Origin of the sequence: Paenibacillus sp. BSR1-1 (assembly GCF_030403775.1) — a bacterium.
Classification (GTDB): Bacteria; Bacillota; Bacilli; order Bacillales; family Cytobacillaceae; genus Neobacillus.
Genome location: NZ_JAQMWQ010000020.1, coordinates 1 through 12,948, shown reverse-complemented (window position 1 = coordinate 12,948; position 12,948 = coordinate 1). Strand labels below are relative to the sequence as shown.

13 protein-coding genes are annotated in these 12,948 nt (G+C 40.2%); 6 read left to right on the top strand and 7 right to left on the bottom strand.

Features of this window, described 5'->3' with window-relative positions; genetic code table 11:
- The first annotated feature begins 4 nt into the window (after positions 1 to 4).
- From PH210_RS22210 to PH210_RS22195, 4 genes are all read left to right on the top strand, one after another.
- A complete protein-coding gene (locus PH210_RS22210) occupies positions 5 to 832 on the top strand; it encodes a MerR family transcriptional regulator (protein ID WP_289988545.1) in 828 nt (275 codons plus the stop codon).
- 342 nt (positions 833 to 1,174) lie between these two features.
- On the top strand, positions 1,175 to 1,738 hold the full coding sequence (locus PH210_RS22205) for a hypothetical protein (protein ID WP_289988544.1): 564 nt from the start codon (positions 1,175 to 1,177) through the stop codon (positions 1,736 to 1,738).
- A 1-nt stretch (position 1,739) separates the two neighbouring features.
- Positions 1,740 to 2,384, top strand: a complete 645-nt coding sequence (locus tag PH210_RS22200) for a PspA/IM30 family protein (protein WP_289988543.1) — start codon at positions 1,740 to 1,742, stop codon at positions 2,382 to 2,384.
- Entirely contained in the window at positions 2,384 to 2,821 is a 438-nt protein-coding gene (locus PH210_RS22195) for a hypothetical protein (protein WP_289988542.1), read from the top strand. The genes PH210_RS22200 and PH210_RS22195 overlap by 1 nt, the downstream gene beginning before the upstream one ends.
- 93 nt (positions 2,822 to 2,914) lie before the next feature.
- Here the strand turns inward: PH210_RS22195 and PH210_RS22190 are convergent, their stop codons facing one another.
- The 3 genes from PH210_RS22190 to PH210_RS22180 form a co-directional block, all read right to left on the bottom strand.
- Positions 2,915 to 3,910 carry a DUF3231 family protein gene (locus tag PH210_RS22190; RefSeq protein WP_289988634.1) on the bottom strand — a complete coding sequence of 332 codons (996 nt, stop codon included), beginning with the start codon at positions 3,908 to 3,910 and terminating at the stop codon, positions 2,915 to 2,917.
- A gap of 136 nt (positions 3,911 to 4,046) precedes the next feature.
- Positions 4,047 to 5,267, bottom strand: coding sequence for a M1 family aminopeptidase (locus PH210_RS22185; RefSeq protein ID WP_289988541.1), 1,221 nt, complete (start codon positions 5,265 to 5,267; stop codon positions 4,047 to 4,049).
- Positions 5,268 to 5,729: a GNAT family N-acetyltransferase gene (locus PH210_RS22180; protein WP_289988540.1), complete on the bottom strand. Its 462-nt coding sequence runs from the start codon at positions 5,727 to 5,729 to the stop codon at positions 5,268 to 5,270.
- Between the two features lie 345 nt (positions 5,730 to 6,074).
- Between PH210_RS22180 and PH210_RS22175 the strand changes: the two genes are divergently transcribed.
- Positions 6,075 to 6,215: a hypothetical protein gene (locus tag PH210_RS22175; RefSeq protein ID WP_289988539.1), complete on the top strand. Its 141-nt coding sequence runs from the start codon at positions 6,075 to 6,077 to the stop codon at positions 6,213 to 6,215.
- 19 nt (positions 6,216 to 6,234) lie between these two features.
- Here PH210_RS22175 and PH210_RS22170 read toward each other — a convergent pair whose 3' ends face one another.
- Positions 6,235 to 6,621 carry a hypothetical protein gene (locus PH210_RS22170; protein WP_289988538.1) on the bottom strand — a complete coding sequence of 129 codons (387 nt, stop codon included), beginning with the start codon at positions 6,619 to 6,621 and terminating at the stop codon, positions 6,235 to 6,237.
- 244 nt (positions 6,622 to 6,865) lie between these two features.
- Between PH210_RS22170 and PH210_RS22165 the strand changes: the two genes are divergently transcribed.
- Positions 6,866 to 7,720, top strand: a complete 855-nt coding sequence (locus PH210_RS22165; protein ID WP_289988633.1) for a hypothetical protein — start codon at positions 6,866 to 6,868, stop codon at positions 7,718 to 7,720.
- A gap of 42 nt (positions 7,721 to 7,762) precedes the next feature.
- On the opposite strand, the gene PH210_RS22160 is transcribed toward PH210_RS22165, so the two are convergent.
- The 3 genes from PH210_RS22160 to PH210_RS22150 form a co-directional block, all read right to left on the bottom strand.
- Positions 7,763 to 8,164, bottom strand: a complete 402-nt coding sequence (locus tag PH210_RS22160) for a YmaF family protein (RefSeq protein WP_289988537.1) — start codon at positions 8,162 to 8,164, stop codon at positions 7,763 to 7,765.
- A 115-nt stretch (positions 8,165 to 8,279) separates the two neighbouring features.
- Complete coding sequence (locus tag PH210_RS22155) at positions 8,280 to 8,819, bottom strand: CBO0543 family protein (protein WP_289988536.1); 540 nt, start codon at positions 8,817 to 8,819, stop codon at positions 8,280 to 8,282.
- 188 nt (positions 8,820 to 9,007) lie between these two features.
- Positions 9,008 to 12,682, bottom strand: a complete 3,675-nt coding sequence (locus PH210_RS22150) for an Ig-like domain-containing protein (protein WP_289988535.1) — start codon at positions 12,680 to 12,682, stop codon at positions 9,008 to 9,010.
- Positions 12,683 to 12,948 lie beyond the last annotated feature (266 nt).

The following is a 12,948-nucleotide window of genomic DNA, read 5'->3' as shown; positions in this document are numbered from 1 at the left end:
AAAAATGGATAAAAAACATGGCAAGTATTTAACTACTGGGGAATTTGCGAAGCTTTGTAAGGTAAACAAACAGACAATCTTTTATTATGATCAAATTGGACTTTTGTCTCCCATATGGAAAAATGAAAAAGGTTATCGTTATTACTCCATTCACCAAATAGAGCTTTTCTTTGTGATTGATTTATTAAAGGAACTTGGTATGTCGCTGAACGATATTCAACAATATACACAAAATAAATCTCCTGAAAGTTTCTTATCATTAATGCATCAAAAAAAAGAAGAGATTGTGAAAAAACGTAAGGAGATTGAAATGAAGGAAAGAATGATTGATGCAAAAATTGCCTTAATGGAAGAAGCATCACACCTTGATTTTCAAGGAATTACGCTTAAACAATTACCGGAAGCAACACTTTATCTAAGCAAAAACATTGAAAATGTAACAGATGAAGAATTTATAGAAGTTATTTCAGATTTTATTAATGAATTGAACGTATCTCATCTTGATTCAGGATATCCAATAGGTGGTATTACGAAACGGGAGCACGTATTGAAGGGAGAATTCTCTAATTATAGCTTTTTATATATTGAGCAGCCGCATCCAAAGGTGGGATATCCTTATTTTCAGGCTGTGAAAGGTGATTTTCTTATTGGATTTCATATTGGGGATGAGAAAACAATACATAAAACATATAAGCTGCTTTTTTCAGAGATGGAACGTTTAAATTTAGCCTTAGGTGATTATGTTTATGAAGAATATATTTATGATACCGTTGTAATGAATCATAAGGAACATTACGTCACCAAAATTATGATTCAAGTCGAAATTTCTTGAATCTTAACTCTTGCCCCCTTTAACAAGAGCGGATTAATGGACTTATTCTGTTAAGTAAAGGAAATTTACAATTTAAAAAAAGACAATGATAAGCGTGGAATTTTCACGCTTTTTTGTATTAATAATACTTATATTATTGAACCCTGTCCCTCAAACATTCCCTCCTCCTACAATTACTGCTGTTTACAGATTTCACCATGAATTCCTTTTTATAAAAAAAGCAGAAGCTTTAAAAACTTATTTTTTATTAAGAAAAAGTTAAGGGTGGATAGGCATAATCAACCTTGTAAGCGAGATAACAACAAAAAAACATATACATTTCAGTTTTGGAGGAATTACACAATGAAGAAAAAATGGTTGTTTTGGCTTCCAGTCGGTGCAGCTGCCATCTGGGCTGGTTCGCATCTCCTTCCAGGCATCGGGCACTTTGGTCACTTTGGCGGTCACGGCATGATGCAGGGAGGATCTGGACAAGGCATGATGCAGAGCGGTCAAGGTCCTGGGATAGTCCAGGACGGCGCCGGTCAAGGGATGATGCAAGGCGGCCGGGGTCATCGCATGATGGGACATGGCGGGATGCATGAGCATGGCTTTGATTTCGGTTGGACAAGAATCCTTGTTGGTGTAGGTATTACACTCTTCGGTATCTCCCTTCGCAAACATGCCGGAGATAAAGTTTGGAAGAAGTGGGCGGGTTACGGATTAATTGGTCTCGGCCTTGCAGCAACCTTAAAGGCAGCCCTTCCGGTTCTGGCGATTGGGGCGGGTGCTTACTGGTTGTTTAAGAAAGCAGGTTCCTCTAAACAAAAGGGGTACAGCCCAATCGGCTATACAGCAGCTCCTGCAAGCAGCAACTCACAAATTTTAGATGCATGGGAAAAGAATATTACTAAGGAGGAAAAGTAAAATGGGTATTTTTAATAGAGTAAAAACAATCGTAATGGCGGACTTACACGAATTATTGGATAAGGTGGAAGATCCAATCAGTCTATTGAATCAGTATATGCGTGAATTGGACGAGCAGGTTGAGAAGGCCAAGGAAACATTAGGCCATCAGCTGTACTTAGAAAAACGTCATGAGCTGCTTGTCGCAGAGGCCTCAGCAGTGGTGGCAAAACGTACTCGCCAAGCTGAGCTTGCAGTTGAAAAAGGTGAAGACACTATTGCAAGACTGGCTCTTCAAGAAAAATTACAGCAAGAAGCAAAACTGAAACTCTTTCAAGAGCAGCATGCGGCAATGAAGCAACAGACATTAGCTCTTCGTGAACAAATTGATACATTGGTTGAAAAATACAACGAATTATCGAACAGACGGCTGGTGCTAATCTCACGTGCACATGCGGCAAAGGCACAACAGCAGCTGCAAAAAGCGGTCGCTTCCTTCAGTACGGACAACGCCTTGAAAGGATTCCGCCGAGTAGAAGATTATGTCCAACAATTAGAGGCACAGGCTTCGGCTGCTTCCTACTTTATCCCTTCTGCCCCAACGGTAAACTTGGAATTACAAGAAGCTGTAGAACGTGAGTTTGCCTTGCTAAAGGAAAGTAAGTAATGAACGCTACTAGTTTCATAAATACCTTGGAGTCTGGCCTGCAAGCAAAACTAGTTGATGTGAAAGAGCTGGTACCAGGTAATGTAGGATCCATTGTTTCTCAATGGAGTGTGAAGTTGGGGATTAATGATTTTGAATTAACTTTTTTCAGTGTTTTACTCGTTTCCATTACTCTATTAACTTTAGTAGTTGGCTGGTACCTTCGCAGGCTGGGTAAGAAAAAATGGCTGGGATATATCATTAGCTCCATCGGCTTTCTTCCCCTTCTACCGATTATGATGGTCGGAACGCTTGTTTATTGGATGGGTAAACTATATTGGAAGAGCGGTAAAGTTCGCTTGAACAAAGAATCGGCACCTAAGAAACCACAAAAGGATGGATCAAACATAAATGACTGGGAACAGGCATTGAAAGGATTGAAAAAATTACAATCATAGCCTGAAATTTATGAAGACAGAAAGACTGCCCTTTAGCAGTCTTTTTTAATATGCACTACTTAATTGGATACTCCCACACAGTCCTGGTCTTCATTAATTAATAGGTAATTCCTTACGATCATTTGCCTCGGGTAGTTTTTCAATCCAGCCATTATTTAGGGCTACACTTCCGAATTTGGTTAATTGTTTCAATAATCCTAGAATGGCTGTCTCACAATGACCTATTAAATCTATCCTCATACTAGAACCTAGTGCAGTACCATAATAGGATATGGCTGATTGGGTCAGAAACCCCGTTATAACAGCCATCAATTTATCCGAGAAAGGGGCAACTGTTGAATTCGTTACATTTGTATCCAATAATATGGGAACGTTAAGATTTTCTTCCTGTAACAATGAAGAAAAAAGCCCATAGTTCTTATTTATATCACGTATGTTCGTTTCAAGGTATTTTCGCAGATCTTTATTTTTAGTTACTTGACTAAATCCAAGAGATACTCCCTTTGCTAGACGGGTCTTTGTTAAATTAAAAAAAATGTTCCCAGCTTCTGCTGAATTTAAAGGCCTTTTCTTACCAATCACATCTAATGCATAGCCCAAATTTTTAACATATTTAGTTTCTGAAGGGGTGGAATAATAAGGAGAATTTTCATAAAGTCCTTTAGATAGAAGAGCGGCAACACATTTTTTGTATACTTCCATCGCATCCACATTACATTGGTAATAATAATCCTGCATGTCTTGACGTACGGTGTTACCAAAAGAAAGGGCGTAACTACTTAATCCAATATGGCTCATTGTGTGTTGATAATATAACCAGAAAGAATCTACAAATAATGGGGGTGCTTCAAGGTTTACATCCTTTTCCTTGAAACCATCCGGTATAGGGAAATTTTCTTCATGGAAAAAATCCTTTAATTTTTTCACATGCTTTTCAGATACCTCCAAAGAAAATTCAAAAAGCGAACAAACCTCTGAATCCTTAACTGTTGCCAACACATGTTTACTAACACAAATGGATGCGGTATCCATAATATATTGGATAAACAAATTTGTAATTTCCGTGGATTCCAATCTATAGTTATTCATAGTCAATCTAATTACCTCCGTATTTACATTTCCCCTTAAGAACATATAATTTATTATTCACACTACCATATCTGTTTATTAAAAAAAGCCCTCCCGCAATGATGCAGAAAAGCCCTCTAAATATTTCATTCATTAATCATTGTCCATTTAAATAATAGTTCTTATTATCCGCTGAAACCTTGTCTGCAGGGCCATATACATTCTCGATGGCCTCTAGAGTCCGGACCTGGCATATATCCATTTTATGTTCACTGCGTTTATCGATATACTCAAATTTTGTTAGGTAGTGAAGCATTTCCATGAAGGCAGGCAGTCCTTTTGTTTCAATCAAAAAATGGGATAGTAAGAATCCATCTCGGTACATTGACAAATCAGGATCTGTGTAATCAATCTTTCCAAGTTCTTCAATTGATTTTACCGACTTTTTGACTTCAATGGCTTTAGCTGCATTCTCTGCCGCCAGTTTTGGATCATAAGTAACATTGCCTGACTTATCCCGTACAACGGTGTTTTGTAAATAAGTCGCAAATCCTTCTTGTATGTAAACCGTCGCATTATCGTTGGTCAAATCCCCCACCATTTTGTGTGTCAGTTCATGGGCTAAGAAACGAAAAATGTTTTCAGATCGGTCTGAGGTAATTTTTAGCGACTCCCCAATCTCATTCCATCCGCTTAAACCAATCCATGGAACAGTAGCTGAAGCTTCATCGGAAGATGGGTAGATTTTTATCGAAATCGGTTTTGGTTTCCAGTTAAACTTTTTCGAATAAAAAGTGACAATATCAGAAGCATCCTTCAACGTTTGTTGTGCCTCAGTTTCATGTCCTTTCATGAAATGAACCGTCAGATTACCCGAATCGGATGAAATTTTTTCAAATGGCACATCATTAAGAATCCATTTATCGTTAACCTTCATCATTTGATAGATCACGATGTTCGTATTTTCTCCCTGCTGCGGATGGCTCATTCTCACACTAAAACTGACTGTTCCATTGGTTTCGTCCACTTTATTAAAATTATATAATTGTACCGATAATTCGTAGCCTTGTTTTTTCTTAAACACAGCCTCTTCAATCCATCTCTGCTGCTCCTTGTAAAAAACAGCATTTTCCTTATTTTGATAGCTCATAAATAAAGCCTGATCGTTGTCATTCACGGACTTCACGATTTGCTGCATATCCCATTCAGGCGTCCCTTTTTCTACCGTTGGCTCACTGCTCTTCTTCTCCTTAGGAGTTTGGGCAGCAGGTGGTGCCTTCTCTTTTTTGGGGGTTCCTTTTGCCTGTTCATTGTTGCAGCCTGCTAGAATGGTACATAGCAGCAATAGAACCCACCCCAAGTGTAAAAACCTTTTCATCTAGTTTTCCCCCTTTAACAATGAAAACATGGCAAGCTGCTCGCCCCAAGATGCAAGGTTCGTCTCGATAAATCCCGCCTTTTGATAGACAAATCTTGCTGCTAGATTTTCAGGATGGTAACCAATCATGATAGAGGATCTGTTTGCCCTATTCATGCGCTTAATCTCATTAATAACTAGAAGGATCGATTTAACCCCCAGCCCTTTCCCTTGAAACTCCTTATCTATCATTAGGCGGTAAATCCAATAATTATCATCATCAGGATCGATCCCGAACATCGTAAATCCAATTATTTGGTTGTCCAAATAAATACCTTTCGCATAGAAGTTATCCAGAAATTGAACTTCTGCTATGGAATAAAGATTAGATGCCATAAATGATTGCTGTTCTTCTTTGACTGATAATTGAATCGCTTCCTCCCAATTCTTTTTGTCTATTGGTTTTAAAGATAGTTTACTCAACCTGACACCCCTTACAAGTTTTTATCAAGCACATTAATATATTCAACATTTTTACAATATTTCCTATATTTTCTTTAAATGGCTGGTATAAAATTCTGCAAGAATGGTAATCATATAGATACCAAGAGTTATTCCCTTTTCGCCCCTCATTTTGAGGGGTTTTTTTATTCGGATGGTGAGGAAATGTAGAATAGGGGAGAAATTTGTAGAATGAACACTTTAATTTGTAGAATACCCAGTGAATTTTGTAGAATGCGCCCCTTATTTTGTAGAATAACTCCATGTATAAGAGACTACTAGTTTGTCGATACTGATGATAGTTCAGAAATCGAGGGGGAATGGCTAATGAAGGAGAATAAATTGTTATTATCTGAGTTTGCTACAGAAGATGGTTTCGAGCTTACTAGTTATATCACACAGCTGTTTGAGGTATTTTCTAATCTATCAAAAGGCGACAATATGAATACAGAGCCAGCCCCGAAGTGAGGGCTGGCTTTTTAAATATTTATTCTTCGATATATTTAATCTTTACGCCATTTACACTAGTATCCTTTTCGAATGTTTCGGAGGATTTACTATAAGTAACCTGTAGAGTACTTTCATTTAGCCATTCAATCGAAAAACTTTTATCCGATTTAAATGTATTTCCTGATTCATTTTCAAGATCTTCATCTTTCTTTAAAATCGACAATTGCGGCGAATAATTCGTTGTGGCTCCACAGTCTCGTAAAAAGACATAAGCTACTTTATCTCCGCCTGGGGATGGCACGCTTTTTTGAATTTGATTCCCGCATGCACCTGCAAACACTAAATCCAATAAATATTTACCTGATATAAACACAGCAAATAGGACTAATAATGTTATTAAAAGAGGTTTTATTCTTTTTTTCATTAAAATCACTCTTCCCTACATTTTTTGGTAATTGTATCACACAAATACATAGAACATCTATGTATCATTCCTAATTTTTGACCTTTTTTGTAATATTTCCCCGGAAAAAATCTAATTTTGCTAGTTTCTAGCTAAATTTAGGATGCAGTTTTTGTCTGACGATTCTGGAAGGAATTACGAGACTTGGAACTAATATTAAGACTAAACCAGTAATAGAAACGTGAGGTGGGTTCGTTTGCTTAAAATGAAAAAGTTATTGGTTGTACTAGCGGCTCTTGTGCTGCTGCATGTATTTCCGAGTGTGGTTTCGGCGGAGGAGAATCCGTCAGGTTGGAAGCTTGAGGGTGGAACGTGGCATTTTTATGATGCTGGTGTGATGAAGACAGGCTGGGTGCTGGATGGTGGCAAGTGGTACTATCTGGATCAGCATGGGGCGATGAAGACCGGTTGGCTGCTGGATAGCGGCAAATGGTATTACCTCGATCAGCATGGGGTGATGAGGACTGGTTGGGTGCTGGATGGCGGTAAGTGGTATTACCTCGATCAGCATGGACAGATGAAGACCGGTTGGGTGCTGGTGTCAGGAACCTGGTATTACTTGGATTCGAAGGGCGCAATGGCGAAGGGTTGGAAGTGGATTGGCTCGGGCTGGTATTATTTCAGTTTGCGTGATGGCGGGATGTTGCGGCAGAATTTTGCTGATGGATATTATTTGATGGATAACGGCCGGATGACGCTGGCTGGCAATGCGGATGTTGTTTCAGCTATAGAGGGATTGAAAAAGTGGATTGATGTGGGGTTGACGCAGTCTGACCTGAAGTCACGGCTGGGTGCCGGGTATCATGATTTGGTTGGAATTGAGGGCGAAAAGTATTGGCTGTATACGTTGAAGGTCAGCGGTCCTGGAACCTATAAGGCGTTGAACTGGGCGGCTGATGATTTCGGCGCAGAAGATTTGGCGAACGGATCTGCCGATGTCATTGTGCTCGTGTTTTGGGATAGCACGAAGAAAGCGTTCCAGGTGTCGATGGATTATTTCGATGCGAACCACAAGTTCCATCATTATCATTCTTCTAAATATGATTATGTGTATAATTAAATCAATTGCCAGTCCCCTTGAACCTTTGGGGACTGGTTTTTTTCATACAAGCGGCGAGTTGATTAAAGTAGTGAAAAATAGGTCATGAACATGGCCATCATCAAGTGTGGTCGTTCCCTGTACTACATGTATATGTTTTCCTCCGCCAATATCAATAGCAGGACCAGTTGTAATCGCGACTTCGTGATGATGATCTAAAAAATCCGTATTCACCATTATATTATGAACATGACTATCTCCCATCGGAATCACTTCACTGGTCACGCCTGCAAAACGGTGATTATGCCGATCATCATCTTCCTCTGCTAACTTCGTACTAGCGGTGAATTCATGCACGTGGGTTTGAACCGTGTTTTCAGTATTCTCTGTCGGACTTACACTTGTCTGCCTATTTGAATTTTTCCTGTTCCTATTTGAATTGGCATTTCCTTGATTCCAGCTCATAAGACCCAGCCCCCTCTTAATTACATACGAAAAAAATATATTCAAAGGGAAGCCCTTTCATGAGCTATTTGCACTTTCTTATTTATTTTTAATGAAGCCATTTTTTATAATCGTGTTAATTGTACTTTTTACTCTTTTTTACAATCAAATCCACGATTGCCTTAATAACCATCAAGCTTACAAGACTAACTAGAAAGGAGTAGAGATAGTTCCAGTGCAAGAGCTTATATATACCTATTTTTGAAAAAATAGGTGCCCCTACGAAGGAAATTAGGGCAGATAAAAGAAGATTGCCAATGATATAAGGCTTCCATTTACTGCAATATTGGTAAAGCAGTGCGGCAAGGCTCGGCACGATTCCAAAATCTGCAGCATTAAATCTTGCTGTAAAAAACAATAATTGGTGGGGATATTCCCACAAGCTGAATTTAACTCCTGTTTCATCCAAAGTACCAACTAAAATAAAGGCAACAAGAAAGGCAATCGTGATGGATAATATTCTTTGTCGGTCAATGAGTAATAGGAATAGGAAAAATAGCCCGAAGTTAACAACCGCAATAACCCACCATTGAAAGGAAAATAAATCAGTATGAAGCCAATATTCTTTCTGTATTTGGTTAAGGCTTTTATGTAGTTCCACTAATTGGTTATACATGCTTTCACAACCCTTTTACATTATTAATTCAAATCTAATCTTTCCATAACTTGAATGTTTTTATCCTTCATCAATTTTTTAAGGCCCTACGTGAGCCAACTCAGAAGTGACCGGTAAAATGTAGACCGTCGGACTCCAAATCAACGCAAAAAACTCCCCTAGCCAAAATGACCAAGGGAGCTCGTCGTTTATTTTAAAGTTCCGTTACTATTAAAATAGTACCATTTTCCAGAGATTTTTACCCAGCCGGTTGCCATGGCACCGCTGCCGTTAAAGTAATACCAGCTAGCGCCGCTCTTTAGCCAGCCAATTTGCATCGCACCACTGGTATTGAAATAATACCAGGTTGCACCGCTCTTCAGCCATCCGGTTACCATGGCGCCGCCGCTGTTAAAGTAGTACCAGGTTGTGCCTAGTTTTAACCAGCCTGTTTGCATGGCGCCGCCACTATTGAAATAATACCAGACGGTGCTGATTTTTTGCCAGCCAGTTTGCATAACGCCATCTTTATTAAAGTAATACCATACTACTCCATCCTTAAACCAGCCAATTTTCTTGACATGGGTTGCAGGGTCATAGTAATACCAAGATTTATTGTCTTTCACCCAGCCTGAGAGTTTTGCAGAAGAGACCGTAACGGTCACCGAACCTCCAAAATTACCGGCTTGGTCGGAAATGGAGATTACTAATTGGGTATTTGCTTTTTGAACCGGGATGGTAATGGCGAATTTTCCGTCTGCTCCAGCCGATCCAGAACCAAGCAATTGTGTCGACCCGCTTAGCGTAACAACAATTACTGCTCCAGGTTCCGCTTTACCCGTTACTGCCGTATCCTTCTCAGCTACCTCATTGACTACCGGTAATGCTGGAGGGGTAACGTCTTTTACGACTACTTTTGTTGCTTCACTTACGTTTCCATCTTTATCTGTAACCGTAATCGTTAATTCAGTACCCGCTTTTTGGACAGGAATGGTGACGGAGAACTTGCCGTCTGTACCTGCTTCTGCTGAGCCAAGCTTTGTGCCATTGCTCTTCACTTCCACCGCTGAACCAGCTTCTGCTGTACCAGTTACCGTAGTGTCCTTATCAGTTACTTCATTCACCACTGGCTTTGCAGGAGCTGTTGTATCTTTTACGACTACCTTTGTTGCTTCACTGACATTTCCTGATTTATCGGTAGCGATTACTGTTAATTCAGTGCCCGCCGCCTGTACTGGAATCGCAACTGTGAACTTGCCATCCGAACCTGCTTCCGCTGAGCCAAGCTTTGTGCCATTGGCCTTCACTTCCACCACTGAACCAGCTTCCGCCGTACCGGTCACTGAAGTGTCCTTTTCAGAAACTTCCTTTACCACTGGTTTTGCAGGAGCAGTTGCATCTTTTACCACCACTGTTGTTGCTTTACTTACTTTTCCAGCTTTATTGGTTGCCGTTACCGTTAATTCGGTGCCAGCCGCCTGTCCTGGAATCGCAACTGTGAACTTGCCGTCTGTACCTGCTTCCACTGAGCCAAGCTTTGAGCCATTCGCCACAACTTCCACAGTTAATCCAGCAGCTGCCTGACCAGTTACAGAAGTGTCCTTGTCGGTTACTTCATTAACAACTGGTGCAGCAGGGCCTTCCGCTGCTTTTACAATAACAAGCTTTTTAGGCGACAATACATATGTCGAATTGCCTGCCATATCCTCTGCCATTACATCCACAAACCAGTCTCCAAGATTGTCTGTCGGTTTAATGGTGTACGTTCCAACCCAAGCCTTTTGATTTGCATCATAGGTTAAATCAATATGTCTTAGATCCGGGTTGCCTTCCCCTGCAGCAGCGCTGTCAGGATAGGATAATTCGATTGCTGCATTTTTAACACCTGAGTAGGAATCTTCAAGCTTCACCTTAAATTCGACTGTGTCGCCTTCTGCCGCCTGGTCTGGTGTTAAGGAGACCTCTCCCACTACCGGCGCTTCCTTATCAGGATTATCATTTAAAATCACTAATGATTGATATGGATTAATATCATTTTGATTTCCAGCATTATCCTCGACCATGACACTGATAAACTGGACTCCCGCACGTGCATATGCCGGGATTTGATAGCTGGCGGACCAGACATCTTTTTCTTTGTCATAGGTCAAAGGCAGCGTGATATCGTTATTGGATTCTTCTAATCCAAGTCTAATGCTTGCCGATTTGACTCCTGATTTCGAATCTGCAATTTTTGCCTCAAAGGTAACCGTATCCCCTACATTAGCAGTAGATGAGGACACCTTTAACGAATTTAAATATGGTGCTTCAAAATCTCCATCTGGGTTAGTGACGTTGAAGGTTGCGCCGCTATAATAATCGGAATTCGCATAATGGTCTACAGCCATAACATCTACATTCCATAATCCGTCTTGGACTGTCTCACTGATTTTGTAAGTTCCAACCCATTTATTTAGCTCTTCGTTAAAAGTTAATGGAACGGACAATTGATTATAGTTATTGCCAGCCACTGGATTTAGATAGGCTTTTACGTAACGGACACCTGATTCATTGTCTTTTACGTCAGCAGTAATGGTCACGACATCGCCCACATTGGCCGTTGATGGTGTGATTTCCACCGCGTCAATCACTGGTGCTGTTACATCAGCGTTAGGATTATTGATGGTTACATATTTATCCGAACGGATAAAATCAGAGTTTTCATTATTATCCCAGACCTCAAGGTTGAGATCCCAAGTTCCAGGCCGTTCATTAACACTTGTTGTATAATCGGCCACCCATAAGCCAGATGCTTCGTCGTAGCTAAAGTCAACAGCTCTATTTTCGTATTCATTACCAAAGTAGCCAATGACTTGCTTCACTCCAGACTGCTCATCTGTTATTTTCGCCTTAATATGGACCTTCTCGCCCGCGGTTACTTCTGCAGGAGTGATTTCGATTGAATCAGCCACTGGAGCCGTGTAGTCACCTGTTTCGTTATGAACGATAAAAGATTGACCTACCCATTGCTGTGTAAGGTTTCCTTTTAAGTCATAAGCAAGAAGATCATAAATCATGATTTCCTCATTGTCAGGTACGTTTGTCGGTACTTTGGCCGTTGCCACCCATTTTCCTGATGTACTGTCCTTTTTAAACGTAAGTTCACCCAAATAGGAAACATACGCCTGTACCCAGCCAACACCGGATTTGTCATCATCAATCGCCGCGGTAATCGTTACTTGATCGCCGGCATTGACTTCGTTTGGATTGATATCTACCCCTTGAATGACTGGACCAGTATAATCTCCATCAGGATTTACAACAGTAAAAGGCTGATCGGAAGTCATATCAGAGTAATTACCGAACTGATCCGATGCCGAAATATTGATCGACCATTCTCCAGGTGCCGTTGTTTCAAGCGCTTCAAAGCTGCCTGTCCATTTTTTCGTTGTGGCATTGTATCGCATCGTTATATATTTTGATGCTCCTGAAGGATGTGATAGATTGGCGATGACTTCTCTTACACCGGATTTATCATCCGTTACATCACTCGTTATGGTCACTTTTTCTCCCACTTGAATCGTTGCAGGAGAAACTTCAATCTTGCTGATTACTGGGGCAGTGAAGTCCCCATTTGGATTCTCCACTTTTACGTTTGCCTCAGATGATGTATAGGCGTAATTACCAACACTATCTTCTAAATAGATATCGGATAATGTCCATGTTCCCGGCCTGTCATTGAATTGAACGACATATGTCCCAATCCATTCATCCGTGTTTTGATTATAATCTAGCGTAATATATTTATTTTCCTCATTTTCAGGGTTATATAAAAAGACATAAGCATTCATAATCCCTGATTTAGCATCATGCGCTTTAATTTTAACGGTAATTTTGTCCCCCACTTTTGCTTTTTCTGGGGTAATGACGGCGCTATCTAAAACTGGCGCTTCAAAATCAGCATTCGGGTTGTTGACGGTGAAGGTTTTTAGTCAAGTCCTGATTATTGTGTAAAATCAAAAGCAATTGTTTTCAGCTCTACCTTTTATGATCTTTATCCATACCCTTTCATTTTTTGGGGCGAAACTTCCATGGCTTTTTATCTACATATCCGGGAAGGGCTGTCAAAGGCTTTTCACTTTGACAGCCCTTCCCGGATATGTGATCATTC

Excerpts from the sequence above, each read along its gene's own strand:
- PH210_RS22185 (WP_289988541.1), bottom strand. The coding sequence starts at position 5,267 with ATGAAAAGGTTTTTACACTTGGGGTGGGTTCTATTGCTGCTATGTACC.
- PH210_RS22170 (WP_289988538.1), bottom strand. The coding sequence starts at position 6,621 with ATGAAAAAAAGAATAAAACCTCTTTTAATAACATTATTAGTCCTATTT.
- PH210_RS22190 (WP_289988634.1), bottom strand. The coding sequence starts at position 3,910 with ATGAATAACTATAGATTGGAATCCACGGAAATTACAAATTTGTTTATC.
- PH210_RS22175 (WP_289988539.1), top strand. The coding sequence starts at position 6,075 with ATGAAGGAGAATAAATTGTTATTATCTGAGTTTGCTACAGAAGATGGT.
- PH210_RS22165 (WP_289988633.1), top strand. The coding sequence starts at position 6,866 with ATGAAAAAGTTATTGGTTGTACTAGCGGCTCTTGTGCTGCTGCATGTA.
- PH210_RS22200 (WP_289988543.1), top strand. The coding sequence starts at position 1,740 with ATGGGTATTTTTAATAGAGTAAAAACAATCGTAATGGCGGACTTACAC.
- PH210_RS22210 (WP_289988545.1), top strand. The coding sequence starts at position 5 with ATGGATAAAAAACATGGCAAGTATTTAACTACTGGGGAATTTGCGAAG.
- PH210_RS22160 (WP_289988537.1), bottom strand. The coding sequence starts at position 8,164 with ATGAGCTGGAATCAAGGAAATGCCAATTCAAATAGGAACAGGAAAAAT.
- PH210_RS22205 (WP_289988544.1), top strand. The coding sequence starts at position 1,175 with ATGAAGAAAAAATGGTTGTTTTGGCTTCCAGTCGGTGCAGCTGCCATC.
- PH210_RS22155 (WP_289988536.1), bottom strand. The coding sequence starts at position 8,819 with ATGTATAACCAATTAGTGGAACTACATAAAAGCCTTAACCAAATACAG.
- PH210_RS22195 (WP_289988542.1), top strand. The coding sequence starts at position 2,384 with ATGAACGCTACTAGTTTCATAAATACCTTGGAGTCTGGCCTGCAAGCA.